This is a genomic window from Azospirillum sp. UENF 211521, from assembly GCF_058780535.1.
Window position 1 is genome coordinate 1,404,604 of sequence record NZ_JBSNCF010000001.1, and the last position, 25,148, is coordinate 1,429,751.

Annotated in this window: 23 protein-coding genes; 14 read left to right on the top strand and 9 right to left on the bottom strand. The window is 69.0% G+C overall.

Features of this window, described 5'->3' with window-relative positions; translation table 11 throughout:
* Positions 1-21 precede the first annotated feature (21 nt).
* Positions 22-102, bottom strand: coding sequence for a pyrroloquinoline quinone precursor peptide PqqA (pqqA, locus tag ACWPN5_RS06580; protein ID WP_014240199.1), 81 nt, complete (start codon positions 100-102; stop codon positions 22-24).
* Between the two features lie 325 nt (positions 103-427).
* Between pqqA and eno the strand changes: the two genes are divergently transcribed.
* The 6 genes from eno to ACWPN5_RS06610 all read left to right on the top strand — a co-directional run bounded on the left by eno (position 428) and on the right by ACWPN5_RS06610 (position 7,530).
* Entirely contained in the window at positions 428-1,705 is a 1,278-nt protein-coding gene (eno, locus tag ACWPN5_RS06585) for a phosphopyruvate hydratase (RefSeq protein ID WP_492294912.1), read from the top strand.
* A 222-nt stretch (positions 1,706-1,927) separates the two neighbouring features.
* Positions 1,928-2,827 carry a tol-pal system protein YbgF gene (gene ybgF / locus ACWPN5_RS06590; protein WP_492294914.1) on the top strand — a complete coding sequence of 300 codons (900 nt, stop codon included), beginning with the start codon at positions 1,928-1,930 and terminating at the stop codon, positions 2,825-2,827.
* An 8-nt stretch (positions 2,828-2,835) separates the two neighbouring features.
* Positions 2,836-4,212 (top strand): tRNA lysidine(34) synthetase TilS, encoded by a 1,377-nt coding sequence (gene tilS, locus ACWPN5_RS06595; RefSeq protein ID WP_492294916.1) that lies wholly within the window; start codon positions 2,836-2,838, stop codon positions 4,210-4,212.
* A gap of 84 nt (positions 4,213-4,296) precedes the next feature.
* Positions 4,297-6,234 (top strand): ATP-dependent zinc metalloprotease FtsH, encoded by a 1,938-nt coding sequence (gene ftsH / locus ACWPN5_RS06600; RefSeq protein ID WP_145685286.1) that lies wholly within the window; start codon positions 4,297-4,299, stop codon positions 6,232-6,234.
* Between the two features lie 172 nt (positions 6,235-6,406).
* The gene (locus ACWPN5_RS06605; RefSeq protein ID WP_492294919.1) at positions 6,407-7,201 is read left to right on the top strand and encodes a rhomboid family intramembrane serine protease; all 795 of its coding nucleotides are present in this window, start codon (positions 6,407-6,409) and stop codon (positions 7,199-7,201) included.
* 104 nt (positions 7,202-7,305) lie between these two features.
* Positions 7,306-7,530 (top strand): DUF2061 domain-containing protein, encoded by a 225-nt coding sequence (locus tag ACWPN5_RS06610; RefSeq protein WP_145685289.1) that lies wholly within the window; start codon positions 7,306-7,308, stop codon positions 7,528-7,530.
* 155 nt (positions 7,531-7,685) lie between these two features.
* Here the strand turns inward: ACWPN5_RS06610 and ACWPN5_RS06615 are convergent, their stop codons facing one another.
* Positions 7,686-8,216, bottom strand: coding sequence for a peroxiredoxin (locus ACWPN5_RS06615; RefSeq protein ID WP_145685292.1), 531 nt, complete (start codon positions 8,214-8,216; stop codon positions 7,686-7,688).
* A gap of 104 nt (positions 8,217-8,320) precedes the next feature.
* Complete coding sequence (hutH, locus tag ACWPN5_RS06620) at positions 8,321-9,853, bottom strand: histidine ammonia-lyase (RefSeq protein ID WP_492294922.1); 1,533 nt, start codon at positions 9,851-9,853, stop codon at positions 8,321-8,323.
* 264 nt (positions 9,854-10,117) lie between these two features.
* Here hutH and ACWPN5_RS06625 point away from each other — a divergent pair, with 264 nt between their 5' ends.
* Entirely contained in the window at positions 10,118-11,815 is a 1,698-nt protein-coding gene (locus ACWPN5_RS06625) for a type I secretion system permease/ATPase (RefSeq protein WP_492294924.1), read from the top strand.
* A gap of 55 nt (positions 11,816-11,870) precedes the next feature.
* Positions 11,871-13,232: an HlyD family type I secretion periplasmic adaptor subunit gene (locus ACWPN5_RS06630; protein WP_145685331.1), complete on the top strand. Its 1,362-nt coding sequence runs from the start codon at positions 11,871-11,873 to the stop codon at positions 13,230-13,232.
* A 100-nt stretch (positions 13,233-13,332) separates the two neighbouring features.
* Here ACWPN5_RS06630 and ACWPN5_RS06635 read toward each other — a convergent pair whose 3' ends face one another.
* Entirely contained in the window at positions 13,333-13,719 is a 387-nt protein-coding gene (locus tag ACWPN5_RS06635) for a response regulator (RefSeq protein WP_492294926.1), read from the bottom strand.
* Positions 13,720-14,008: 289 nt separating this feature from the next.
* Positions 14,009-14,746, bottom strand: coding sequence for a hypothetical protein (locus ACWPN5_RS06640; protein ID WP_145685358.1), 738 nt, complete (start codon positions 14,744-14,746; stop codon positions 14,009-14,011).
* Positions 14,747-14,956: 210 nt separating this feature from the next.
* Here ACWPN5_RS06640 and ACWPN5_RS06645 point away from each other — a divergent pair, with 210 nt between their 5' ends.
* Entirely contained in the window at positions 14,957-16,420 is a 1,464-nt protein-coding gene (locus ACWPN5_RS06645) for a hypothetical protein (protein WP_492294929.1), read from the top strand.
* Between the two features lie 72 nt (positions 16,421-16,492).
* Here the strand turns inward: ACWPN5_RS06645 and ACWPN5_RS06650 are convergent, their stop codons facing one another.
* The gene (locus tag ACWPN5_RS06650; protein ID WP_492294931.1) at positions 16,493-17,272 is read right to left on the bottom strand and encodes an alpha/beta fold hydrolase; all 780 of its coding nucleotides are present in this window, start codon (positions 17,270-17,272) and stop codon (positions 16,493-16,495) included.
* Positions 17,273-17,442: 170 nt separating this feature from the next.
* Here ACWPN5_RS06650 and murJ point away from each other — a divergent pair, with 170 nt between their 5' ends.
* Positions 17,443-18,993, top strand: a complete 1,551-nt coding sequence (gene murJ, locus ACWPN5_RS06655) for a murein biosynthesis integral membrane protein MurJ (RefSeq protein ID WP_492294933.1) — start codon at positions 17,443-17,445, stop codon at positions 18,991-18,993.
* Between the two features lie 3 nt (positions 18,994-18,996).
* Here murJ and ACWPN5_RS06660 read toward each other — a convergent pair whose 3' ends face one another.
* The gene (locus tag ACWPN5_RS06660; RefSeq protein WP_492294935.1) at positions 18,997-19,839 is read right to left on the bottom strand and encodes a sulfurtransferase; all 843 of its coding nucleotides are present in this window, start codon (positions 19,837-19,839) and stop codon (positions 18,997-18,999) included.
* A 196-nt stretch (positions 19,840-20,035) separates the two neighbouring features.
* On the opposite strand from ACWPN5_RS06660, the gene fliN reads away from it, so the two are divergent.
* Entirely contained in the window at positions 20,036-20,338 is a 303-nt protein-coding gene (gene fliN / locus ACWPN5_RS06665) for a flagellar motor switch protein FliN (RefSeq protein WP_014240218.1), read from the top strand.
* 112 nt (positions 20,339-20,450) lie between these two features.
* On the opposite strand, the gene ACWPN5_RS06670 is transcribed toward fliN, so the two are convergent.
* On the bottom strand, positions 20,451-20,732 hold the full coding sequence (locus tag ACWPN5_RS06670) for a DUF2312 domain-containing protein (RefSeq protein ID WP_014240219.1): 282 nt from the start codon (positions 20,730-20,732) through the stop codon (positions 20,451-20,453).
* Between the two features lie 187 nt (positions 20,733-20,919).
* Here ACWPN5_RS06670 and ACWPN5_RS06675 point away from each other — a divergent pair, with 187 nt between their 5' ends.
* Positions 20,920-22,152, top strand: a complete 1,233-nt coding sequence (locus tag ACWPN5_RS06675; protein WP_492294937.1) for a diaminopropionate ammonia-lyase — start codon at positions 20,920-20,922, stop codon at positions 22,150-22,152.
* Between the two features lie 103 nt (positions 22,153-22,255).
* Positions 22,256-23,437 carry an aminotransferase gene (locus tag ACWPN5_RS06680; protein ID WP_492294939.1) on the top strand — a complete coding sequence of 394 codons (1,182 nt, stop codon included), beginning with the start codon at positions 22,256-22,258 and terminating at the stop codon, positions 23,435-23,437.
* Positions 23,438-23,443: 6 nt separating this feature from the next.
* On the opposite strand, the gene ACWPN5_RS06685 is transcribed toward ACWPN5_RS06680, so the two are convergent.
* Positions 23,444-24,109 carry an ATP-dependent Clp protease proteolytic subunit gene (locus tag ACWPN5_RS06685; RefSeq protein WP_145678168.1) on the bottom strand — a complete coding sequence of 222 codons (666 nt, stop codon included), beginning with the start codon at positions 24,107-24,109 and terminating at the stop codon, positions 23,444-23,446.
* A 269-nt stretch (positions 24,110-24,378) separates the two neighbouring features.
* Here ACWPN5_RS06685 and ACWPN5_RS06690 point away from each other — a divergent pair, with 269 nt between their 5' ends.
* On the top strand, positions 24,379-25,116 hold the full coding sequence (locus tag ACWPN5_RS06690) for a CE1 family esterase (protein ID WP_492294941.1): 738 nt from the start codon (positions 24,379-24,381) through the stop codon (positions 25,114-25,116).
* The last annotated feature ends 32 nt before the right edge of the window (positions 25,117-25,148 follow it).

Sequence of the window (25,148 nt, forward strand, 5' to 3'; positions counted from 1 at the left end):
CGCATGGGAACCGGCCGGCGCTCAGAGGCGGGCGCAGGCGTAGGCGTTGATTTCGGTGCCGACGGCGATTTCGACGATCTGGGGCTTGCGCCAGGTCTTCATGGGTGGGTCCTCCGCGCTTGGATTGGCCTTGGGATGATTCCCGGGGGCTATTGCCGCCCGCCGCGGGCGGCCCCGCTAGCGAACGTTAGAACGCTACGGGTACGGGACAAGGGCGGTCTATGCGACTTTGGAAGCAGGTGCGCTGCACAACCGGATAGGGGTGCTCCACCGTCCGGGCGTCCTTCCGCGCGTTGTTGCGCCCCAGCGGCCTTGCATCCCCCCGCACGCAGGGCTATCAAGCCCGCGCGCTTCTTTTTCGCCTGGAAAGATCATCCACCTGGAAAGATCATCCAGTGGACGCGCGCAACGCGGAGGAAGGACAAACATGAGCGCCATTACCGAAATCCACGCCCGCGAGATCCTCGACAGCCGTGGGAACCCGACCGTCGAGGTGGACGTCCTGCTCGAATCCGGCGCCTTCGGCCGCGCCGCCGTCCCGTCGGGCGCCTCGACCGGCGCGCACGAGGCGGTGGAGCTGCGCGACGGCGACAAGGGCCGCTACGGCGGCAAGGGCGTGCTGAAGGCCGTGGAGTCGGTCAACGGCGAGATCTTCGACGCCATCGCCGGCCTCGACGGCTCCAACCAGCGCGCCCTCGACCTCGCCATGATCGAGCTGGACGGCACGCCCAACAAGGGCCGCCTCGGCGCCAACGCCATCCTCGGCGTCTCGCTCGCCGTCGCCAAGGCCTCGGCGGAAGAGGCGGCCCTGCCGCTGTTCCGCTACGTCGGCGGCGCCTTCGCCAACCTGCTGCCGGTGCCGATGATGAACATCATCAACGGCGGCGCCCACGCCGACAACCCGATCGACATCCAGGAGTTCATGGTCATGCCGGTCGGCGCCGAGACCGGCGCCGAGGCCATCCGCATGGGCTCGGAAATCTTCCAGGCGCTCAAGAAGAAGCTCAAGGACGCCGGCCACAACACCAACGTCGGCGACGAGGGCGGCTTCGCCCCCAACCTCGCCTCGACCGAGGATGCTCTGGGCTTCATCATGAAGGCCATCGAGTCCGCCGGCTACAAGCCGGGCGACGACGTCATGCTGGCGATCGACGCCGCCTCGACCGAGTTCTTCAAGAACGGCAAGTACGAGCTGGCCGGCGAGGGCAAGTCGCTGGCGCCGGAGCAGATGGTGGCCTACTGGGCCGATCTGGTCGGCCGCTACCCGATCATCTCGATCGAGGACGGCATGTCGGAAGACGACTGGGAGGGCTGGAAGGCGCTCACCGACGCCATCGGCAACAAGGTGCAGCTGGTCGGCGACGACCTGTTCGTGACCAACCCGGCTCGCCTGGCCGACGGCATCAAGAAGGGCGTGGGCAACTCGATCCTGATCAAGGTCAACCAGATCGGCACGCTGTCGGAGACGCTGGAAGCCGTGGACATGGCGCACAAGGCCGGCTACACGGCGGTCATGTCGCACCGATCCGGCGAGACCGAGGACAGCACCATCGCCGATCTGGCGGTCGCCACCAACTGCGGCCAGATCAAGACCGGCTCGCTGTCGCGCTCCGACCGTCTGGCCAAGTACAACCAGCTCATCCGCATCGAGGAGATGCTCGGCACCGCCTCCCGCTACGCCGGCCGCGGCATCCTCAAGGCCTAAGACGCGCTTAAGGACCTCCTGAGGGAAAGGCCCCTTTCCGGGACACCGGGAAGGGGCTTTTTTCTGTGGTCTCTTTCGAGATTGCGCCCGTCGCGCGGGAGATTTCCAAATCACCACCGTGCAAGGCGTACGCGCTTCTGGTAAACAGCCGCCATAGTTTCGCCCGCTTGGGCCGCCACCCTCCCACGACGGCATTCCCCGCCCGGACAGGACCCTCGACGCATGACCAAGACCACTTCTTTCGCCGCCCTGCTGCTTGGCGGCCTGCTGTGCAGCGGTTCCGTCCTCGCGCAGACGGTTTCGCTGCAGGACCGTCTGGACCGGCTGGAGTCGGGGGTGGAAGCGCTGGGCGGGCGCGTCGAGGTGGCCCAGGCCTATCCGGGCAGCGGCTACACGCGGGGGCAGACGGCCGAGATCCAACCGTCCCTGGCCGCGGACTTCGAGGTGCGCCTGCAGAAGCTGGAGCGCGCGCTGTCGGAGCTGACCGGGCGCTACGAAGAGGCGACCTATCAGATCTCGCAGATGAAGGACCGGCTGGAGCGGGTCAACAGCGACATCGATTTCCGCCTGAAGGAGCTGGAGAGCAAGGGCGGCGGGGCGGCCAGCGACCCGTTCGGCGCCCCGGCCAAGCCCAGCGCGGCGGCTCCGGCCGCGGCGCCCAGCGCCGCCAAGGCGCCGGAGAAGGCGGCCGACAAGCCGGCGCAGACCGCCGCCGTGGCGCCGCTGCCCGCCAACTCGACCCCGGAAAAGCAGTACGAGCACGCCTTCGAACTGCTGCGCCAGTCCGACTACGACAAGGCGGAAAAGGCATTCAGCGACTTCCTGGCGAAGAACAAGACCCACCAGCTCGCCGGCAACGCCCAGTACTGGCTGGGTGAGACCTACTATGTCCGCAACAAGTTCCAGGACGCCGCCGTCGCCTTCGCCGAGGGCGTGCAGAAGTACCCGAAGAACAACAAGGCGGCCGACAACCTGCTGAAGCTCGGCATGTCGCTGCAGCAGCTCAACCAGAAGAAGGACGCCTGCACGGCCTTCAACCAGTTGATCAACAAGTTCCCCGAAGCCTCGGCCAGCGTGAAGCGCCGCGCCGACACCGAGCGGCGCCGCCTGAACTGCGCCTGACGGGTGCGGTGAACGCGTCCGATCCGGCCGGGCCGATCTCCGCGGGGCCGATCTCCGCGAATGAGTTCGCCGCCCGTATGGACCGGCTGGGCGGCTTCGAGACGCGGCCGCGCGTGGCCGTGGGCGTGTCCGGCGGGGCCGACAGCCTCGGGCTGGCCCTGCTCGTTCAACGGTGGGCGGCGGAGCGGGGCGGCGCCGTCCTCGCCCTGATCGTCGATCATGGGCTGCGCGCGGAATCCGCGGCGGAAGCCGAGCGGGTGGGCGGCTGGCTCCAGGCCCGCGGCGTTGTTCCCGCCGTTCTGCGCTGGGACGGCGAGAAGCCGGCGACCGGCATCCAGGAGGCCGCCCGCGCGGCGCGCCACCGTCTGCTGGCCGAGCGCTGCCGCGAGGAGGGCATCCTCCATCTGGCGCTCGCCCATCACCGCGACGATCAGGCCGAGACGGTGCTTCTGCGCTTTGCCCGCGGCTCCGGAATCGACGGGCTGGCCGGCATGGCGCCGGTGCGCGCGGGCGGCGCGGTGCGGGTGATCCGGCCGCTGCTCGACCTGCCTCACGAGCGGCTGGTGACGACCTGCCGCGCCTTCGGTCAGGAATGGGTCGAGGACCCCTCCAACCGCAACCCCCGTTTCGCTCGCGCCCGCCTGCGCGCGGCGGGGGACACGTTGGCCGCCGAGGGGCTGGACGCGCCGCGTCTGGCCGACCTTGCCCGCCGCGCCGCCCGCGCCCGCAACGCGCTGGAGGCCGGGACCGCCGCCCTGCTGGCCGAAGCCGTGGAGGTTTTCCCGGAGGGCTGGCTGCGGCTCGACCCGAGGCCGTTGCTGGCGGCGCCCGAGGAGCTTGGTCTGCGCGCTCTGGTCCGCTGCATCGCCGCGACGGGGGGAGCCGCTTACCCGCCGAAGGACGAGGCGGTGGAGCGCCTGTTCGCCGAGATCGCGGGGGGAATCTTCCGGGGACGCACGCTGGGCGGCTGCCGCATCGTCCCGCGAAAAGGGGCTGTGGGGCAGGGGCATTTGGTCATCGCACGGGAGCCGGCCGGGGTGACCGAACGGCTGGGCCTTATCTCTGGCGGAGAGGTCTGGTGGGATCGCCGATTCGCCGTTCGGCGGGGGGCGGACGCCGGAGGCGCGGTCACGGTGGCAAAATTGGGTCGGGAGGGGTGGCAAATGGTGCGGTCCTCAGGCCCGGATTCGGGCCGCATCGGCCTGCCCGAACCGGTCCGCGAGACGCTGCCGGCGCTTTGGGACGGAAACGGGCTGGCGGCGGTGCCGCATCTGGGCTTTTCGCGGCCCGGATTCCCCCTTTCGGCGGTCGCTTTGCACGCGCCCGGGGTGGTGTTGGCCGGCCCAGCTTTTCCGGTTGTTTCGGACCGTGTCGGCATTATTTAATCTGGGAACGTGCCCGTAAGCCCGGGAGGGGTGGCTCCGCATCAGCCTACCTTTCCGCGCAGGGTTCGCAGAAAGGCTTTCGACGTGAACAATTTCGGCAAGAATCTCGCGCTCTGGATCATCATCGGGCTGCTGCTGGTGGCCCTGTTCAACCTGTTCCAGAGCTCTTCCACGCGCAGCCCGCAGACGACGGTTCCGTTCAGCGAGCTTCTCGCCGAAGTGGACCGCGGCCAAGTGGCCGACGTCACCATCAAAGGAAACCAGGTCTCCGGCCACTTCACCGACGGCCGGTCCTTCAGCACCTACGTCCCGCCCGAAGCCGGGCTGGTCGAGCGGCTGACGCAGAAGAACGTGCGCATCAGCGCCGTTCCGGACGACAGCAACGTGCCCTCGCTGTTCTCCGTCCTGCTGTCCTGGTTCCCGATGCTGCTGCTGATCGGCGTCTGGATCTTCTTCATGCGTCAGATGCAGTCGGGCGGCGGCAAGGCCATGGGCTTTGGCAAGTCCCGCGCGCGCCTGCTGACGGAGAAGGTCGGCCGGGTCACCTTCGACGACGTCGCCGGCATCGACGAGGCCAAGCAGGAGCTGGCGGAAATCGTCGAGTTCCTGAAGGACCCGCAGAAGTTCCAACGTCTGGGCGGCAAGATCCCGAAGGGCGTGCTGCTCGTCGGCCCGCCGGGCACCGGCAAGACCCTGACCGCGCGCGCCGTGGCGGGTGAAGCCAACGTGCCCTTCTTCACCATCTCCGGCTCCGACTTCGTCGAGATGTTCGTGGGTGTCGGCGCCAGCCGCGTCCGCGACATGTTCGAGCAGGGCAAGAAGAACGCTCCCTGCATCATCTTCATCGACGAAATCGACGCCGTCGGCCGCCATCGTGGCGCCGGCCTGGGCGGCGGCAACGACGAGCGCGAGCAGACCCTGAACCAGCTGCTGGTCGAGATGGACGGCTTCGAGGCGAACGAGGGCGTCATCCTCATCGCCGCGACCAACCGTCCGGACGTGCTCGACCCCGCGCTGCTGCGTCCGGGCCGCTTCGATCGTCAGGTCGTCGTGCCGAACCCGGACGTGCTGGGCCGCGAGAAGATCCTCAAGGTCCACATGCGCAAGGTGCCGCTGTCCCCGGACGTCGACGCCAAGGTCATCGCGCGCGGCACCCCGGGCTTCTCGGGCGCCGACCTCGCCAACCTCGTCAACGAGGCCGCGCTGCTCGCCGCCCGCATCGGCAAGCGCGTCGTCGGCATGGCCGAGTTCGAGGCCGCCAAGGACAAGGTCATGATGGGCGCGGAACGCCGCTCCATGGTCATGACCGAGGACGAGAAGAAGCTGACCGCCTACCACGAGGCCGGTCACGCCATCGTCGCCATCCACCAACCGGACAGCGATCCGGTGCACAAGGCCACCATCATCCCGCGCGGCCGCGCGCTCGGCATGGTGATGCGCCTGCCGGAAGGCGACCGCATCTCGCTGTCCCAGGCCAAGCTGCACGCCGACCTGCGCGTCGCCATGGGTGGCCGCATCGCGGAAGAGCTGATCTTCGGCAAGGAGCGCGTGACCACGGGCGCGTCGGGCGACATCAAGATGGCGACCGACATGTCGCGCCGCATGGTCACCGAATGGGGCATGAGCGACAAGCTGGGCCCGCTGCTCTATGGCGAGCCGACGCAGGAGGTCTTCCTCGGCCACTCCGTCACCCAGCACAAGAACATGTCCGACGCCACGGCCCGCACGGTGGACGAGGAAATCCGCCGGATCGTCGATGAGGCGTACGGCGAGGCCCGTCGCATCCTAACGGAGAACATCGACCAGCTGCACACCATCGCGAAGGGCCTTCTGGAGTATGAGACCCTGAGCGGTGAGGACATCGCCCGCCTGCTGCGCGGCGAGCCGCTGATCCGCAACGACGAGCGGGAAGGTTTCTCTCCGGCCCCGCCGAAGCAGCCGACCCCGACCTCTGGCCGTCGCCCGTCGGTGCCGACCACCAAGGAAAGCGGCGGAATGGACCCGGAGCCCCAGGGCACCTGATGGTTCGTATCTGATCCGCATCTCAGCTTACGTCAGCGAAACCGGCGCTCCGCATGGGGCGCCGGTTTTTCTTTGCCCCCCTTCGCCTGTACGTGTGTCCCGTACGTCTTGGCGGAACCGACCGGCGGGACCATCGTGTTGAACAGGGCCACCCCAACCGAAAGCGCCGCCGATGCTGCTCCTGCCCATCTACGACGACAACCCGACGCGGCGGACGCCGGTGGTGACGATGGCGCTGATCGCGCTGTGCGTGATGGTGTTCCTGTGGCAGCTCTCGCTGGGCGCGCGGGCCGGAAACCTCGCCGTCTATTCCTTCGGCCTCGTCCCGGCGGTGCTGTTCGGCTATGCGGACCTGCCGGAACCGTTGCGGGTCGTCCCGCCCTGGATGTCCGTCGTCACCTCCATGTTCATGCATGGCGGCTTCCTGCACCTCGCCGGCAACATGCTGTACCTCTGGATCTTCGGCAACAACGTCGAGGACAGCATGGGGCGGGGCCGCTTCGTGGTCTTCTATCTGCTGTGCGGAACGGCGGCGGCGCTTGCCCAGAGCTTCGCCGCCCCGACCTCCCAGGTGCCGATGGTGGGGGCGAGCGGAGCCATCGGCGGGGTGCTTGGCGCCTATCTGGTGCTGCACCCGCGGGCGAATGTCGGCGTCTTCTTCTGGTTCATCATCATCGTGCGCGTCATCAGCGTTCCGGCGGTGCTGGTGCTGGGCTTCTGGTTCCTCGGGCAGATTCTGAGCGGGGTCACCACCCCGACCTCCGACGACAGCGGCGGGGTGGCCTTCTGGGCGCATGTCGGCGGATTCGTCATGGGGGCCGCGCTGATCCCCTTCTTCAAGCGGCCGGAGGTGCGGTTGCTGGAGCCGGCGCACAGCCGTGCCTTTGCCGTCGTTCCGCCCGGCACCCGGCTGCGCCGCGGCAGCGTGCCGGAGGCGGGCGACCGCCGCCGTCCCTTCCGCTGGTGAATAGGGAATCCCTATCGATCTTTTCAGATCGTTCGATTGGACCGGTCGACGCCCGACGCGCATGCTGAGGCTGAACAGAAACGGCGGCGTTCGGGAGTTCCGCGATGACCAAGACCTTCAGCTTCGCCTGCATCCACTTCACGGTGGCCTTCACGGTCGGCTATCTGATGACCGGCAGCATCGCGGTGGGCGGTGCGCTGGCGCTGGTGGAACCGCTGTGCAACACGGTGGCCTATCACCTGCACGAGCGTGCCTGGGCGGCCCATGAACGCCGCAAGGCGCAGGTGGCCGAGGCGGAGCCGGCGGAGGGGACCGCCGTTCCGGCTTGAAAAGAACGGTGGTCATCCCCTCTCCCCTCCGGGGAGAGGGGCAGGGTGAGGGGGATGCGCTTGTGCCGGACGTACCGCTGCGCGCAACCCCCTCACCGGCCCTACGGGCCACCCTCTCCCCGGAGGGGAGAGGGCTATAGAAACGGACTACCGGCTCAGCGCGACCGCAGGTAGGCAAGCACCGCTTCCGGAGCGGATTCGCCGTAGGGATCGCCGCCCTCGCCGGCGTCGTTGATGCCCGGCTCCTCGAACAGCTTTTCGACCACGCCGTCGGTCACCACCATGGCGTAGCGCCAGCTGCGCATGCCGAAGCCGACATGGTCCTTGTTGATCAGCATGCCCATGCGGCGGGTGAACTGGCCTGAGCCGTCGGGGATCAGCTTGACGTTCTTCACACCGAGATGCTTGCCCCACTGGAACATCACGAAGGCGTCGTTGACGCTGAGGCAATAGACCTCGTCGACGCCCAGGTCGCGGAACTCCGGATAGAGCGCGTCGTAGGTCGGCACCTGCTGGTTGGAGCAGGTCGGGGTGAAGGCGCCAGGCAGGGAAAAGACGACGACGCGCTTGCCGGCGAACAGATCGTCGCTGCTGACGTCCTGCCAACGGAACGGGTTGGGGCCGCCGACGCTCTCGTCGCGCACGCGGGTCTTGAACACGACCGAGGGGACTTTGCGTCCTTCCATGATGGTCTCCGGATCGAAGTGAAGCGGTTGAGGTGGGATGATTCGAACCTTAGCCCTTCAACGGATTGACGAAAACCGGCGGGAGCCGCCTGCGCGGTCTTGTCTCAGCATCCGGGCAGGAGATCTTCCGCGAAGGGGCGGAAGGCCCCCTCGGTCACCAACCGCTTCGCCGCCGCGATGTCCGGGGCCATCGCCCGGTCTTCCGTCCACACCGCCACGCGGGCGCGCAGCAGCCCGCGCGCGCGCTCCAGCGCGGGGGAGGAGGCCAGAGGCGCCCGCAGGTCGATGCCCTGGGCCGCGGCCAGCAGTTCCACCGCGACGATGCCCGCCAGATTGTCGGCCATGTCCGTCAGGCGGCGGGCGGCGTGGGTCGCCATGCTGACATGGTCCTCCTGGTTGGCGGAGGTGGGCAGGCTGTCCACGCTGGCCGGGTGGGCCATCTGCTTGTTCTCGCTGGCCAGCGCCGCCGCGGTGACCTGGGCGATCATGAAGCCGCTGTTCAACCCGCCGTCCGCCACCAGGAAGGGCGGCAGCCCCGACAGGTGGGTGTCCATCAGCAGCGCGACCCGCCGCTCCGACAGGGCTCCCGTCTCGGCGATCGACAGGGCCAGCACGTCGGCGGCCATCGCCACCGGCTCGGCGTGGAAGTTGCCGCCCGACAGGATGTCGCCGCTGTCCGGGAAGACCAGCGGGTTGTCGGACACCGCGTTGGCCTCGCGCTCCAGCACGCCGGCGGCGAAGCGCAGATGGTCGAGCACCGCGCCCATCACCTGCGGCTGGCAGCGCAGGCTGTAGGGGTCCTGCACCGTCTCGTGCCCCTCGCGGTGGGAGTCGCGGATGCCGCTGCCCTGGAGGAGGGAGCGGTAGACGGCGGCCACGTCGCGCTGGCCCGGCTGGCCGCGCAGCTCATGGATGCGCGCATCGAAGGGGCCGTCGCTGCCCAGCGCGGCGTCGACGCTGAGCGCCCCGGCGACCAGGGCGGCGGCGAAGCCGTCCTCCGCGGCGACCAGCCCGGCCAGACCCAGGGCGGTGGACACCTGCGTGCCGTTCAGCAGGGCCAAGCCCTCCTTGGCCTCCAGCGCCAGCGGCGCCATCCCGGCGCGGGCCAGCGCCTCGGCGGCGGGCAGCCGCTCGCCGTCCACGTCGGCCTCGCCCTCGCCGAGCAGCACGCCTGTCAGATGGGCCAGCGGCGCCAGATCGCCCGACGCCCCAACCGACCCCTTGGCCGGCACCACCGGCAGGACACCGCGGTTGTGGAGCGCCAGCAGCGCCTCGATCACCACCATCCGCACGCCGGAATGGCCGCGCGCCAGCGCGTTGACCTTCAGCGCCAGGATCAGCCGCACCACGCCCGGCGGCAGGTCCGGCCCGGTGCCGGCGCTGTGCGACAGGACCAGCCGCCGCTGCAGCTCGCGCACCTGATCCGGGGGGATGCGCTTCTTCGCCAGCAGGCCGAAGCCGGTGTTGACGCCGTAGACCGCGCGCTCCCCGCCCGCCGCGTCCGCCACCGTGCGGGCCGAGGCGTCGATGGCCGCGCGGCAGCCGGGCGCCAGGGCCAGGGTGGGTGGGTCGCGCAGGATGCGCCGCAGATCGGGCAGGGCGAGATGGCCGGGGTCGAGGATCAGCGTGTCGGTCATGCGGCGTTCCTTCGAGCGGGGCGGGGTGAAACGGGGCGAACAGGAGGACTCTTCACATGAGGCGCCGTTGTCGTTTGCGCAAAGGGGGTGGTTTTCAGTGGCATTCCTGTGATGTCCCTCAATCTTCAGATTTCATTTACCAAAAACGCGCCAACTGACCTCGCCTGCATCCAGTGGGCACTGCCGCAAACGGTGACAATTGGAGGGCTGTAAATGCCTCGCCTGTTTTCTCGCGGGTCTGAAAAGACCAATAAAGATGTTAAAATGGATAAGGCTCACGGTGGACGTTATTTCACCCGTGTACTTGTTGGTGCATTTGTCTTTAGCGCCACCATCAATCTTCTGATGTTGGCGATGCCGCTTTATTCGCTTCAGGTCTTCAGCCGGGCCATTCCATCCGGCAACATCGATACGCTGGTCATGCTGACGGTCATCGTCGTCCTGGCCCTGACGCTGAGCGCCGCCATGGAAACGGTGCGGGCGCGCATCCTGGCCCGCGCGGGCAACGCGCTGGAGGTCACCTGGCGCCGCCGGCTGACCGCCGACGTGCTGGACGCCTCGGGCCGCGGCCGTCCGGACACCGCCCCGGTCAGCGACCTCATGGAGGTCAAGGGCGCGATGAGCCGTCCGTCGCTGCCGGCCCTGATGGACCTGCCCTGGGTGCCCCTGTACGTCATCGGCATCTACCTGATCCACCCGCTGCTCGCCGTGATCCTGGTCGCCGCGATGGTCATCATGACGGCGCTCGGCTATCTGAGCAACTGGGCGGTCCGCCACTTTGCCGAGGACAGCAAGGCCCCGGCCAGCCGTTCGCAGCGCCTGTTCAACTCCCTGCTGTCGCGGTCGGAGACGGTGCGCGGCCTGCGTATGGGGCCGAGCGCGCTGGACGCCGTGGCCCGCGACGCCATGACCACCTCCGCCCTGCAGGGCCGCTCGACCGAGCGCGCCGCCGCCATCGGCGCCTTCACCAAGTGGGTCCGCATGGTCATCCAGATCGCGGTGACTGGCGTCGGCGCCCTGCTGGTGATCGAGCAGCACCTGTCCTTCGGCGGCATGATCGCCACCTCCATGCTGGTCGGCCGCGCCCTCGCCCCGGTTGAGCAGACCGCCGGTGCCTGGGGCCAGATCCAGAAGTCCTACCAGGCCTTCCGCCGCCTGTTCCCGCTGCTGAAGCGCCTGTCGCTGGAACCGGAGCGTCCGATGATCCCGGTCGAGCGCGAGCGCCTGACCGTCGAGAACCTGCTGTTCGTCTCGCCCCGCGACCAGAAGCCGATCCTGCGCAGCGTCACGCTGGCGGTGGAGCCGGGCCAGACGGTGTGCATCGCCGGCCCCAACCGCTCCGGCAAGTCGGTCCTGGCCCGTCTGCTGGCCGGCGTGGCGATGCCGTCGGCGGGCACCGTGCGGCTGGGCGGTCTGGCCGTCGCCTCGCTGAACCCGGAAACCCCGGAGCAGGGCATCGGCTACATGGCGCAGGGCGCCGACCTGCTGCCCGGCACCATCGCCGAGAACATCGCCCGCTTCACCGAGACGACGCGGGAGAAGGTCGAGGACGCCGCCAAGCGTGCCGGCATCCATTCCTGGGTCGAGAGCCTGCCCGGCGGCTATGAGACCGAGGTGACCGACCCGCTGTTCCCGATCACCGGCGCCTCGGCCCGCCTGATCGCCCTGGCCCGCGCCGGCTACGGCCGCCCGTCGCTGATGGTTCTCGACGAGCCGTCGGCCGGCATGGACGAGATCGGCCATAAGGCGGTGCGCGAGTTCATCGTCGAGGCCAAGACCAGCGGCGTCACCACCATCGTGCTGACCCATTCCCCGGCCTTCGTTGATATTTCCGACAAGACCTTCGTTCTGAAGAACGGCATGGCGGTCGAACTGCCGCAACGCCAGCAGGAGCAGCAGGGTCCGAACTGGAGCCGCCTGCGCAACATCGGCCCGGCGCCGGTGCAGAGCGCCGCCGGCTGACGCCGGAACCTCCAGACCAGCACCTAGCCCTTCCGGCGATCAAGGACCTTCTGTGATGACCGACACCACCATGAACACCTACAAGACGAAGACCATGACGTCGATCGGCGCGCTGCGCGCGCTGGTTCCCGACACCCGGGTCAGCGGGCTTCTGGCCGGCGGCTTCATGGTGCTGGCGGTGGGCTTCGGCGGGATGACCGCCTGGGCCGCGCTCGCCCCGCTTCACAGCGCCGTCATGGCCTCCGGCGCGCTCGCCCCGGAGACCGGCCGCAAGATCGTGAAGCACACCGAGACCGCCCAGATCGAGGAGATCCTCGTCAAGGAAGGCGACACGGTGAAGGCCGGTCAGGTCCTGATGCGGCTGGACAGCACCGAGGCGGCGACCCGGCTCCAGGTGCTCAGCACCTCCTGGCTGGAGACCCAGGCGCTGGAAGCGCGCCTGACCGCCGAGCTGTTCGAGCAGCCGGCCATCGAGTGGCCGGACGAGCTGATCCGCCGCCGCGGCAGCGACCGCACGGTGGAAAAGCTGATGGGCAACCAGGAAACCCTGTTCCAGGTCCGCCGCAACCAGCTCGACACCGAGGCCAAGCTGACCAAGGAGCGCGTCATCACGCTGCGCGAGGAAGGCAAAAGCCTTCAGGAGCAGCGCAAGTTCCTGGCCCGCGAGATCCAGCTGATCGAGGACGATCTGCGCATCACCCAGGGACTGCTGTCCCGCGGCAACGCCACCCGGACCAAGCTGGTCGAGCAGCAGAAGGAGGAGGCGCAGCTCAAGGGCCGCGACCGCGAGCTTGAGGCCCGCATCGCCCAGGCCAACCAGGCCGCCGTGGATGCCGAGGGCGACCTTCTGCGCCGCCGCAACGACTTCCGCGAAAAGGTGCTGGTCGATCTGGAGAAATCCCGCGGCGACGTCATCCGCCTCGCCGAGCAGATGCGCGACGCCGCCAACCGGCTGGAGACCCGCGCGATCAAGGCTCCGGACGCCGGGACCGTCGTGATGCACAGCCATTGGGCGGCCGGCGGCACGATCACCGCGAACGAGCCGATCCTGGACATCATCCCGGACGGCCGTGCCCTGCTGGCCGAGGTGAAGGTCCAGCCGAAGGACATCAAGTCGCTGACCGTCGATCTGCCGGTGAAGGTTCAGCTGACCGCCTATGACAGCCGCGTCGTCGGCTCGCTGGACGGCACGGTGACCTACGTCTCGGCCGACCGCGTGATGGACCCGATCACCCGCCAGGAGTCCTACATCGCGCGGATCAAGCTGAAGGACAGCGACTCCCATCAGGTCCACAACCTGACGATCAAGCCGGGCATGCCGGTGGAGGCGCGCATCCTGCTGTCCGCCCGCACCCCGCTCGACTATCTGGTGCAGCCGCTGTCGCACTCCTACGTGAAGGCCTTCATCCAGGAGTGAGGGCAGGGGGAGGGAGCGTCACGCTCCACGACGGTTGAAAGAAAAGGGCGGCTTCCCACGGGGGAGGCCGCCCTTTCCTGTTTGGCGGAGCGGGATGGTATCAGCCGCGCGGGCCGTGGAGGCGCCGCGCCGCGAGGTCGAGCGCCAGCTTCAACTGGGCCAGCGAATAGGGCTTGTTGACCACGCCCAGCGGGTAGGTCTCGGTGATGCGGGCCATGATGGCGTGGTTGGCGTAGCCGGACAGGAAAATCGAGCGGATGCCATAGTTGGCGCGCAGGCGCCGCGCCGCCTCGATCCCGTCGCCGCCGGCCAGCCGCACGTCCATCAGCGCCACGTCGGGCCGCTCGCGTCCGGCGATGGCCACCGCCTCCTCCTCGGTGCGGGCGGTACCGCAGACGATGTGGCCAAGGTCCATGGCGGCCATCCCCACCGCCTCGGCGGCCAGGGATTCGTCCTCCACGATCAGCAACCGCAGGGGCCGGATCACTGCCGGAGTGTCGTGCCGGGGGGAATCTCTGCGGTCAGCCTGGGCGGCCGGGCCACAGCGGTGCCGCCATTCCAGGCGGGGCGATGGCCGTGCCAGCGTGTCCACATCATCCCGTGCCATGACCACCCCCATGCGTCGCCGCAGGTGTTATTGGTAAAGATTCATTTACCAAATAAAGTGGTAGCCGCACCCATTTCGGAGTTCAAGGAAAATCGGTGTGACGTGGGTGCGTTCGGACGAGGTGCGACCTTCCCGCAACAACGGGACGAAAGGGGGGCAACGGAGGAGGTCAGCGTTTGGGACGGCTCAGCCAGTCCACGTTGCCGTTGCGCGGAGCGCTGCCGTTGACTCCGGGACCGCCCTTGCGCCCGGACAGGGGCGAGAGCCAGGAGGGAGCCGGAGGCGCTTCGGGAGCGGGATCCGGTGCCGCCGGACGCTGCGGCGCCGGCGCCGGGGCGCGCGGCACGAACGGCGACAGAACGGGCGCCCGAGTCGGCGGCGGGGATGTCTCCTCGCGTTCCGGTTCCGAAGCGAAGGACGGGGCCGGCTCGTCGGACGGCGGCGGCGCGTAGGTTTGCGGCGCGGTCTGCGGCGCGGTCTGGGGGGAGGGGGGCGGCGGGACGGACGGCGGTGCTGCCGGGGTCCCGGCGGAGGGCGGGGGGCGCGGATCGGCGACGGTCCGCGTGGGGCGGTCGTCGTCGTCGACCGGGCCGGTCTGGGTGTTGATGCGCCGGGCCTCGTCGCGGATGGTCAGCAGGGTGGAGACGGCGAACTGGAGCAGCGGCGCCATCGTTTCGGAGTTCGCCAGTTCCTCCGCCGTCAGGGCGGCGAAGCGCTGGCGCACCTGCTCCACCGCGTCCTCGATGCTGTCGCGCAGGGCGCCGGTGTCCTGGAGGACGCGCTCCAGATCCTCCCGAAGGGCCGAAATCTCGCAGGCCTGGCGCAGCTCGTGGAAGCCGATGGGAGTCCCCGGCGTCCGCCCGGAGTCGGCGGTCCGCTGATCCTGCGATCGAAAATCATAGGGCATCTTCGCCAAACGCCGGGCCCTATCCTGCAATCCTGATGGAGACCAAGGAAGGTTGCCGTGTCACAGGTTTAATGCGGTTGAACATGGTTGGAAACCGTTTGCGCACCCCAATCGCTTGTACTATTTTTTCCGCACCGGGGGGAACGGAATCCTGCGGTATCACAAATCCTACCCACCCCTCCCCAGAACCACGCATGCCGGGTACTCACGGTGTCGATTGATCGCGCGGAACTGGAACGGCTCCTTGCCGATCGTCCGACTGGAAACCGCTCGGCCATGCAGGCCGTCCGCGAAAGCTACGCCGACATCGGCCTGATGCGCGAGCGCGGCCTGTCCTGGGCGGACATCTCCGATGTGCTGGCGAAGCTGGGCGTCACCGCCCGCGACAACCAGCCGATTTCGCCCGTCACCCTGCGCTCCGCCTTCTTCCTCGTGGGGAACGAGGCGCGCGACGGGGGTGCGGACGGGGAAGAAGCGGGCGGGGCGACCCCGCGCGAAACGCTGGACGCGGTGCACCGCGCCGCCCTGGCCGCCGGCCAGCCGGATGCGGCTGTGGATGTGGCGGAACCACCCGAGGCGGCGGAACCCGACACACCGGAATCCAAAAAACGGGAATCCGAAACACCGGAACCGGACGGCGCGGCCGACGGTCCGCCGGAAGCCGGCGTGCCGGACTCTTCTCCCGGTCCCGAACCGGAGCCGATCCCCGTTCCGGAGCCGGCGTCCGCCGCTGCGCCGGAGGAAGCGACTCCGGCCCCGGTTCCGGACGTCTCTCGCACACAGGCTCCGATCCTCAAAGCTCCGGACCTTAACGTTTCAACACCTCAAGATTCGACATCGAACAGACCCTGGAAAGGCGATCGCATGCTGGGCACCATCTTCGTTCTCAACGACCGCGGTGGCGTCGGCAAGACGCTGCTGTCCCATCACCTGATGGCGACCGCCATGCTCGAAGGCCTTCAGCTCAAGGTCGTCGAATATGAGGTCAACGAGCGCCTGAACCGCCTGTTCGGTCCGGAGGTGGTCGAGCACCGCCGCATCACCCAGGACTTCATGAACATGATGGGGTCGGGCGACGGCTTCTACGAGTTCTGGGACCAGATCGGGCCGGAGTTGCAGCGCGGCGGCCGCCTCTTCGACTTCGGCGGCAACATCTCCCAGTGGTTCTTCAACTGGGCCGAGGTGTCGGGCTTCGACTACTATGTCGGCGAGGGCGAGCGGCTGACCTTCATGGTTCCGGTCACCGTCGATCTGGCCTCGCTGTCCACCGGCATGAACACGCTGGAGCGCATCGCCACCATCGCCCCGAAGGCCAAGCGCGTCCTCGTCGAGAACGGATTCTCCGGTCCCTTCTCGCAGCTCGACGACAGCCAGTACGCCCGCCGCAAGGCGGAGATGGTCGAGCGCGAGGGCGTGGAGGTCATCTCCATGGCGCCCTGCACGGCCCCGGCCTGGGCTCGCCTGACCGGCCACCGCATCGACGAGGTGGCGCAGATGACCCGCGAGGATCTGGTGAAGCTGGGCATGACCCCGCCGGTCGCCTCCCGCTCGCTGATCATCATCCACGAGTGGCTGCGCACGATGCGGCAGGCGCTGTCGCCCTACCTGCGCGACGCCTTCAACCAGTCCGCCGGCCCGGCCGCCAAGACCGGAGCCCGTCAGGGCGCGCTCTGAGCCGACATCGCATCGCCAGCATGCGGAAACGGGGGCCTTCGCGGCCCCCGTTTCTTTTTTGACCGTACGGGCTTACGCGAAAGCCTCGACCAGCGCGGCGAACTCCTGGGGGCGTTCGGCGTGCAGCCAGTGGCCGGCGCCCTCGATCATTTCGATGGCGGCCTTGGGGAAGTGGCGGCGGATGGCGGCATGGTTTTCCGGCACGATGTAGTCGGAGCGGGTGCCGCCGATGAACAGGGTGGGGCCGTCGTACCGGGCGTCGCCCAGATCCGGGAAGCCGATCAGGTCGCTCATGCGGGCGCCAATGGCGTCGAGGTTGATCCGCCAGTGAAACGACCCCTGCTCCAGAACGAGATTCTGCAGCAGGAAGGAACGCAGGGGGGCTTCCGGCACCGCATCCACCAGCTGCGCCTCGACCTCCGAACGGCGGGTGCAGCCTTCCAGCTTGGCCTGCTTCATCGCCGCCACGAAGGGAGCGTGGGTGTGGGTGTAGGCGACCGGCGCGATGTCGGCGACGGCCAGACGCTCCACCCGGTCGGGATGGGTCAGCGCCAGCGTCATCGCCACCTTGCCGCCCATGGAGTGGCCGACCACCGACGCCCGCGCGAAGCCGCGGTCGTCGAGGAAGCGCAGCACATCCTCGGCCATCGCCGGGTAGGTCATCTCGTCCGACCATGGGGCGCCGCCGTGGTTGCGCAGGTCCAGCGCATAGACCCGGTGCCGCTCCGCGAAGCGCTTCGCCAGGGTCTGCCAGTTGCGCGCCGACCCGAACAGGCCGTGCAGGACCAGCAGGGGGGTGCCGCCGTTCGCTTCGCCGGCTTCCAGATAGGTGAGGGGAAGACCCTGGGCCATGGACGTTCCGCTTGTCTGAAGATGGAGGATGGGGCAATGGGTGGGCGCCGATCCTAGCAGACCGTTTCCGCCCACCGCCTTCAAATTCCACACGGGCCGGCATGCCGAAAGGCGTGACGCGGGCGGGGAAAACGCTAGGATGGCGCCGCCCATCAGAGGACCGTACCACCGTGCTCCGCAACATCCTGTCCGTCGGCGGGCTGACGCTGGTCAGCCGCGTCCTTGGCTTCCTGCGCGACGTCCTGACCGCAGCGCTGCTCGGCGCCGGGCCGGTGGCCGACGCCTTCTTCGTGGCGTTCCGTCTGCCCAACCATTTCCGCGCCCTGTTCGCGGAGGGTGCCTTCAACTCCGCCTTCGTGCCGCTGTTCTCGGCCAAGCTGGTGCAGGACGGGCAGGCCGCCGCCAAGCGCTTCGCCGAGGAGGTGATGAGCCTGCTGCTCGCGGTGCAGCTTCTGTTCCTGGCCGGCATCCTGGCGATCATGCCGCAGTTCATGACGGTCTTTGCGCCGGGCTTCTCCGACGAGCCGGAGAAGTTCCGGCTGGCCGTGCTGTTCACCAGCATCACCTTTCCGTACCTGCTGTTCATCTCGCTGGAATCGCTGCTGGCCGGCGTACTCAACAGCATGGGGCGGTTCGGGGCGGCGGCGGCGGCGCCGATCCTGCTCAACCTGTGCCTGATCGCGGCGATGGTGCTGGCCGCGCCGCTGCTGCCCACGGTCGGTCACGCCCTGTCCTGGGGCGTTTTCGCCGCCGGGCTGGCGCAGTTCCTCTACCTGTATTGGGAGGCGAGCCGGGCCGGGATGGGGCTGCGGCTGGCTCTGCCGCGCCTGACTCCGGATGTGAAGCGGTTCCTGACCGTGCTGGGGCCGGCGGCGCTGGGGTCCGGCCTGACGCAGATCAACCTGTTCGTCGACACGCTGATCGCCTCGCTGCTGCCCACCGGCGCGGTGTCCTACCTCTATTACGCGGACCGGCTGAACCAGCTGCCGCTGGGCGTCATCGGGATCGCGGTGGGCACCGTCCTGCTTCCGGAAATGGCCCGGCGCATCAAGGGCGGGGACGAGCCGGGCGCGGTGGAGAGTCAGAACCGGGCGGTGGAGCTGTCGCTGGTGCTGACCCTGCCGGCCGCCGCCGCCTTCCTGGTCGCCGGCCTGCCCATCGTGTCGGTGCTGTTCCAACACGGCGCCTTCGGCCCGACCGACGCCGCGCAGTCCGCCGCCACCTTGCAGGCCTACGCGCTGGGCCTGCCGGCCTTTGTGGTGATCCGCAGCCTCGTCAACGGCTTCTACGCCCGGCACGACACGGCGACCCCGGTGCGGGTGGCGCTGGCCGCGACGGCGGTCAACGTGGCGCTGAAGCTGGCCCTGATGGGGCCGCTGGCGCAGGTGGGGCTGGCGGTGGCGACCTCCGTCGCTGCCTGGGTCAACGCCGGGCTGCTGGCGTGGCTGCTGACCCGGCGCGGGCTGTTCAAGGCCGATGCCCGGCTGCTGCGCAACCTGCCGCGCATGGCCATCGCGGCGCTCGCCATGGGTGGCACGCTGTGGCTGGTGCAGACCCAGCTGTCGCCCTGGCTGACCGCCCATGGGCTGTTCGAGCGCCTGGGCGGGCTGGTGCTGCTGGGCCTTGCCGGTCTGCTGGTCTACGCGCTGCTGGCGGTCGCGCTGGGCCTGCTGCGCCGGTCGGATCTCGGGCGGTTCCGCCGGCGCCGCAAGAGCGCTTGATGGTTACGCCGCCGGCCCGTTCTTGACAGGGCGGGCCGGGTCGGCGGTCCATTCCGACATCGACCCGTCATAGAGCCGGACCCCGTCGATCCCCGCCACCTCGCTCAGCGCGAACCAGGACACCGAGGCGAGGTGGCCGGTGTTGCAGAAGGTGATCGTGGCATTGCCCGTCCCGGCCCGATCGGCCAGCGCCTTCACCGCGTCGGCGGGGAGGAAGCGCTTCTCGGCGGCGGAGTAGAAGGCGCCATTCTCGATCAGCACCGCCCCCGGCAGCGTGCCCGGAACGCGGGCCTGTGGGCTCTTGGCCTTGCCCTCGAACTGCTCGGCGGTGCGGGAATCCAGAAGCGGGACGGAGCCGTCGGTCACCGCCGCCGCGACCACGGGCAGGGGCGCGCGCAGGTCCTCGCGGGGGGCCGCGGTGAAGGTCGCGGCGGGGCGGGTGGCGGCGGCCGTGACGACGGGGTGGCCGGTGTCGCTCCAGGCGGCGAAGCCGCCGTCCAGCACCGACACGCGGTCGTGACCGAGCGTCTTGAAGGTCCAATAGACGCGCGTCGCGTTCCCCATGTCGGCGGCGCTGAGGCCGCTGGCGACCAGCACGACGTGGTCACCGTTCCGAATCCCCAGCCCACCGATCAGGCCTTCCAGAACGGCGGTCTCGGGCAGCAGGCCCGGAACGCCGTCCACCGTCGCCCGCCAGCCGGCCTTGGCGTAGTCGGAATGGATCGAGCCGGGGATGAAGCCGCCAGACGGCGGCGTGCGCACGTCCAGAACCACGAGGTCGGGGCGGTCGAGGGCGCCCTTCAGCCAGGCGCTGTCCACCAGCGGGCGTTGAGAATCGGTCGTCATGGCTCTGCCTTCGCGGCTGTTTTCACGTCTTGCAGGCAGGGTATCAACACAAGCCGGCGCAGGAAAACCAAATCTGCTCTGTTGTTTCCCATCCTTGTCGCAGGCTGTGGCGACGGTCTCCGTTGCCCCGGTGCGCCCGGTGCGGTACCTCTAGTCGGTTGCAAGGGTCCGGTGACCCGGGGTGAAGGAGGGCGGCATGGCCAACATCGACGATCTGCTGGGCGCCGGCTCGTCCGACGACATGAGCAGCGACGCCTTCGCCATCGGCGACGCGCCGGTCGAGATCAAGGTGGTCATCGGCACCGCCATGCTGCGTGTCCGCGATCTTCTGAAGCTCGGCCGCGGCGCCGTCGTGGAACTGGACCGGCACCTGAAGGACCCGACCGACGTCTATGTGGAGGGCGTCCTCGTCGCCCGCGGCGAGGTGGTCATCGTGGACGATAAGATCGGCGTCACCCTGACCGACTTCGTGAAATCCAGCCGCGAGTGGAAGCGCTAAGCTTTCGACGCTTTGATGCGCTTGCGCAACGACATGTTCCGGGAGCGAAACGTCATGTTGCGCTCCCGGAACAATCACGGTGCGGCTTCGCAACGATCCTTTGTTTAAAGCGTCACTCGGCCGGCTCGGGGACCACGATGTCCAGCGGCGTGCCGGTGGCGTGGGCGTAGAGCATCAGGTCGTTCAGCAGTTCGGCTTCCTGCTCGCCGGCGTCCTTGCGGCGGATGGCGACCAGCTTGTCGAGCGCCTTGATGTTGAAGCCGGCGGATTTGACCTCGCTGCGCAGGTCCTTCAGGTCGGCCTTCAGGCCGTCGATCTCGTCCATCAACCGCTCCATGCGGTCGGCGAACTGCTTCAATTGGTCGGCGGCGGTGGTGTTGAAACCGGTCGTCACGACGGAACCATCTCCTTGAGGAACGGGGACCCCGCCGCCTTCGGCGCGCGGGCCGGACCGCGGGGGGAGGCGCTGTTAGCACAGCTCGCGGCGCTTTGTCCGGGGACAACGCGCGTGGCTTGACGCGGCGTGGCCGGCAATGCTTTCGTGGCTGCGGCCGTCCTTGCGGCGCTGGAGAGCGAACACGATGTCCGACCTGCCGCCGCTTGGCACCCCGCGTCTCTTCTCGAATCCGCGCGCCGACACGGACCAGCCCTACGGGCCCGCCGAACGGGCGATCCTGAGCCGCGCCGCCTTCCAGGACGCGATGACGGAGATCGGCGCCTGGCCGGGCTACGCCCCGACTCCGCTGCGCTCGCTGGGCGGGCTGGCCCGCGCCGCCGGCATCGACCGAATCTGGTACAAGGACGAGAGCAGCCGCTTCAACCTGCACAGCTTCAAGGCGCTGGGCGGCGCCTACGCCGTGCTGCGCCTGCTGGTGCGCGAGGTGCAGGCCCGCGTGCCCGGCGTGCCGGTGACCGCGCTCGATCTGGTGGTCGGGCGCTACGCCAAGGTGACCCGCGGCATCACGGTGACCACGGCGACCGACGGCAACCACGGCCGCTCCGTCGCCTGGGGCGCGCAGGTGTTCGGCTGCGGCTGCGTCATCTACATCCCCGGCAACTGCTCGCAGGGGCGGCAGCAGGCGATCGAGTCCTTCGACGCCCGCGTCGTCCGCGTGACCGGCAACTACGACGACGCGGTGCGGCAGGCGGCGGCGGACGCGCGGGAGCATGGCCGGCACGTCGTTTCCGACACCTCCTACACCGGCTACATGGACATCCCGCGCGACGTGATGCAGGGCTACACCGTGATGGTGGAGGAGGCGATCGGCCAGCTTCCGGCCAGCGAGCGCCCGACCCACGTCTTTGTGCAGGGCGGGGTGGGGGCCTTGCCCGCCGCGGTCTGCGGCCATCTGTGGGAAAGCTGGGGCCGCCAGCGCCCGCGCTTCGTGGTGGTGGAACCGCACGCCGCCGACTGCCTGTACCAGAGCGCCGTCAACGGCCGCCCGACACCGTCCAAGGGCGATCTAGAGACGCTGATGGCCGGACTCGCTTGTGGGGAAGTGTCCCTGCTCGCCTGGGCGATCCTGGAGCGCGGGGCCGACGATTTCCTGACCATCCCCGACGACGCGGCGGTGGCGACCATGCGCCTGCTGGCCGAGGGGCGGCACGGCGGACGGTCCATCGTGGGCGGGGAGTCCGGTGTGGCCGGTCTGGCCGGTCTGCTCTGCGCCGCAGCGGACCCGGCGACCCGCGCCAGCCTGGGCCTCGCCCCGGACGCCCGCGTGCTGGTGTTCGGATCGGAAGGAGCGACCGACCCCGAGGTCTATGAGTCCCTGGTGGGCCTCAAGCCGGACGCGGTGCTGGGCGGCGCCTGACCGTCCTGCGCGTCCCCCCGTTCTGGTCCCTTGCGCGAGCCCGGCGGGGCGTCCACCATGGCGCCCCATAAAAATTCGGACCCCGCAGACTGGACATCAGGGAATGGACCGCAGAGACGTCAACCCGCTCGTCGCCGCCACCGAGGCCCCGCCCATCGCCGAGGCGTGGCGCTGGGTCGAGGGCCGCAGCTTTCCGGCGGACAAGCCGCTGATCGACCTCTGTCAGGCGGTGCCCGGCTATCCGCCCGCCGACGCGCTGACCGCCCATCTGGCCGAGCAGGTGCGGGCCCCGGACACAGCGCGCTACACCGCCATCGATGGCATTCCGCCGCTGACCGCCGCGCTGGCCCGGCGCACCGGATCGCTCTATGGCGGCGAGGTCGCGGCGAACGAGGTACTCATCACCGCCGGCTGCAACCAGGCCTTCGCGGTGGCGGTGATGGGGCTGGCGCAGGCCGGCGACAACGTGATCCTGCCCGCCCCCTGGTACTTCAATCACAAGATGACGCTGGACATGCTGGGGATCGAGGCCCGGCCGCTGGCGTTGCGCGAGGAGAACGGGCTGATCCCCGACCCGGCGGAAGCCGAGCGGCTGATCGACGCCGGCACCCGCGCGCTGGTGCTGATCTCCCCCAACAACCCGACGGGCGCCATCGCCTCGCCCGACGCCATCGCGGCGCTCTACGAACTGTGCGAGCGGCGCGGCGTGAAGCTGCTGCTCGACGAAACCTACCGCGACTTTCCGGATTGGGAGGGGCGGGCGCCGCATGGGCTGTTCCAGCGGTCCGGCTGGCGGCGGACTCTGGTCCAGCTCTACAGCTTCTCCAAGGTCTACAGCCTTGCCGGCTATCGGGTCGGCGCGGTGATCGCCGACGCCGGCCTGCTGTCCCAGGCGCGCAAGGTGATGGATTGCCTCGCCATCTGCGCGCCGCATGTCGGGCAGAAGGCGGCGCTGTTCGGGCTGGAGAATCTTGACGGCTGGGTGGCGGAAAAGCGGGGCGACATCCTGGCCCGCGTCCACGCCTTCCAATCGGCGATGGAGGCCAGCGGCACCGGGTACCGCATCGCCAGCATCGGGGCCTATTTCGCCTATGTCCGGCATCCCTTCGCCGGCAAGCGCGCCCACGACGTGGCCGAGGGGCTGGCCCGCGATCACAACATCCTGTGCCTGCCCGGCTCCATGTTCGGTCCCGGCCAGGACGATTATCTGCGCTTCGCCTTCGCCAACGTCGACGCGGCGGTCATGCCGGAGATCGCCCGGCGCCTTGTGGAAAGTGAAGCGTAACGAACGTCAGCGGATCAGGTGGGTGACGATGTTGGCGCCCACCGCCGCCAGATGATCGGCGTTGTCGCGGTAGTCGAGGCTGCCGGAGAAACCGCCGGCGGCCCGCACCCGCTCGATCCAGGCGGGGGCGGCGCCCAGCGCGACCAGACGCTTCACCATCTGGTCGGTGGAGCGCAGCGTCATGCGGCCGTTCTCCGCCAGACGCGGGGCGTGCACCATGAATTCCGCGGTCGGCGCGGCGTAGCGCGGGTAGCCGGCCAGATAAAGACCGACGCACATGCTCTCGCAGGACTGTCCGCCGGCCACGCGGGTGGCGACGGCACGCCCCGCCTGCCGTTCCGCCAGCATCAGGTCGATCATGCGGTAGCCAGCGGTCGTGAAGCCGCCGGGGCTCGACAGTTCGACCACCACCGGCTGGCCGGCCGGAACGCTGCGCAGCGCGTCGGAGAAGCGCTGCTCCACGGCCGGGGTGATGATGCCGTCCAGCCGCAGCGTCGTGGAGTCCATTTGATCGACGCGGACCAGCGTGGCGTCGGGGAAGTCGGAGGCGGCGGGCGCCGGCGCCGGGTTCGGACGGTTCACCGACAGGCTGTCGGCGGTTGCGGCCCCAGACGAGCCGACGGCCAGCAGCAGCCCCAGAACCATCATGCGTGCAGTCGCGCGAACCGGCATCGAAACCTCCTTGCTCTGGGAAGGAGGGTGCCGGGAAATGCTTGCGTGATGGTTAACGCCAAGCCTGCCCAAAGGTGCAACGTCCCTCGCCGTAGACTGTTTATGGAGGAAGGCGATCGTCTGGGCTGTGAATGGTGAAACAATTTTGCGCATTTTGCGCTGCGACCATGCTGATTCTGTGGGCCATTCAGGGCTTAGCGGCGGAATTAGTTAATAATGTGGCACCGCAACAATTATCGCGCGGCTGCGGAGCGCCGGCCCCGGCAACGGTGCCCGACCATGTGACCCTGGACGGGGCGGCGCGCGGCGTGATCGTGGCCGTGCCGGACGGCTACCGTCCCGACCGTCCGTTCAGCCTCGTCGTCGCCTTCCACGGGCGGACCAACAGCAACGCCGAGGTGCGGCGCTACTTCGGCCTGGAAGGTCAGGCGGGGGAGCCGGCGATCGTCGTCTATCCCGCCAGCCTGAAGGACTCCCGTGGCTTGAACGTCTGGTCCGACCCCGGCGACCCGCCGGACCGGCTGCGCGATTTCCGACTGTTCGACGCCGTTCTGGAGAGCATGGCGGCGAGCTATTGCATCGACATGGGCCGGGTGTTCGTCGTCGGCCATTCGCTGGGCGGGTCCTTCGCCAACAGCCTCGCCTGCGCGCGGGGCGGGGTGATCCGCGGCTTGGCCAGCGTCGGGGGCGGGTCCGCGCGGCCCAAGGACTGCGGCGGGCCGGTCGCCGCCATGGTCCTGCACAACCCGCGCGACGAGCAGGTGCCGGTTTCCGAAGCCCTGCGCCTGCGTCGTGCGCTGCTGGCCCAGGACGGCCTGCCGACGGGCAGCGAGCCGGACGAGCCGCACCGTTTCAACTGCCGCCGCTATGGCGCCGAGGGCGGGGAGAACCCGGTTCTGTGGTGTCCGCTGGCCGACGACCGCACGCGCAACGGACGCTTCTACCCGCATCAATGGCCGCAAGGGGTGGGGGCGGCGATCATGGCCTTCTTCGCGCGGCTGGACTGAGGCTCACCGTCCGCGGCAACAATTGTTGGCTG

Coding starts and splice junctions, on each gene's coding strand:
- ACWPN5_RS06615 (WP_145685292.1), bottom strand. CDS start 8,216: ATGGAAGGACGCAAAGTCCCCTCGGTCGTGTTCAAGACCCGCGTGCGC.
- ACWPN5_RS06680 (WP_492294939.1), top strand. CDS start 22,256: ATGGACCGCAGAGACGTCAACCCGCTCGTCGCCGCCACCGAGGCCCCG.
- ACWPN5_RS06610 (WP_145685289.1), top strand. CDS start 7,306: ATGACCAAGACCTTCAGCTTCGCCTGCATCCACTTCACGGTGGCCTTC.
- ACWPN5_RS06605 (WP_492294919.1), top strand. CDS start 6,407: ATGCTGCTCCTGCCCATCTACGACGACAACCCGACGCGGCGGACGCCG.
- ACWPN5_RS06660 (WP_492294935.1), bottom strand. CDS start 19,839: ATGACGACCGATTCTCAACGCCCGCTGGTGGACAGCGCCTGGCTGAAG.
- ACWPN5_RS06630 (WP_145685331.1), top strand. CDS start 11,871: ATGACCGACACCACCATGAACACCTACAAGACGAAGACCATGACGTCG.
- hutH (WP_492294922.1), bottom strand. CDS start 9,853: ATGACCGACACGCTGATCCTCGACCCCGGCCATCTCGCCCTGCCCGAT.
- fliN (WP_014240218.1), top strand. CDS start 20,036: ATGGCCAACATCGACGATCTGCTGGGCGCCGGCTCGTCCGACGACATG.
- ACWPN5_RS06625 (WP_492294924.1), top strand. CDS start 10,118: ATGGATAAGGCTCACGGTGGACGTTATTTCACCCGTGTACTTGTTGGT.
- ACWPN5_RS06650 (WP_492294931.1), bottom strand. CDS start 17,272: ATGGCCCAGGGTCTTCCCCTCACCTATCTGGAAGCCGGCGAAGCGAAC.
- eno (WP_492294912.1), top strand. CDS start 428: ATGAGCGCCATTACCGAAATCCACGCCCGCGAGATCCTCGACAGCCGT.
- ACWPN5_RS06675 (WP_492294937.1), top strand. CDS start 20,920: ATGTCCGACCTGCCGCCGCTTGGCACCCCGCGTCTCTTCTCGAATCCG.
- pqqA (WP_014240199.1), bottom strand. CDS start 102: ATGAAGACCTGGCGCAAGCCCCAGATCGTCGAAATCGCCGTCGGCACC.
- ACWPN5_RS06640 (WP_145685358.1), bottom strand. CDS start 14,746: ATGCCCTATGATTTTCGATCGCAGGATCAGCGGACCGCCGACTCCGGG.
- ACWPN5_RS06685 (WP_145678168.1), bottom strand. CDS start 24,109: ATGCCGGTTCGCGCGACTGCACGCATGATGGTTCTGGGGCTGCTGCTG.
- ybgF (WP_492294914.1), top strand. CDS start 1,928: ATGACCAAGACCACTTCTTTCGCCGCCCTGCTGCTTGGCGGCCTGCTG.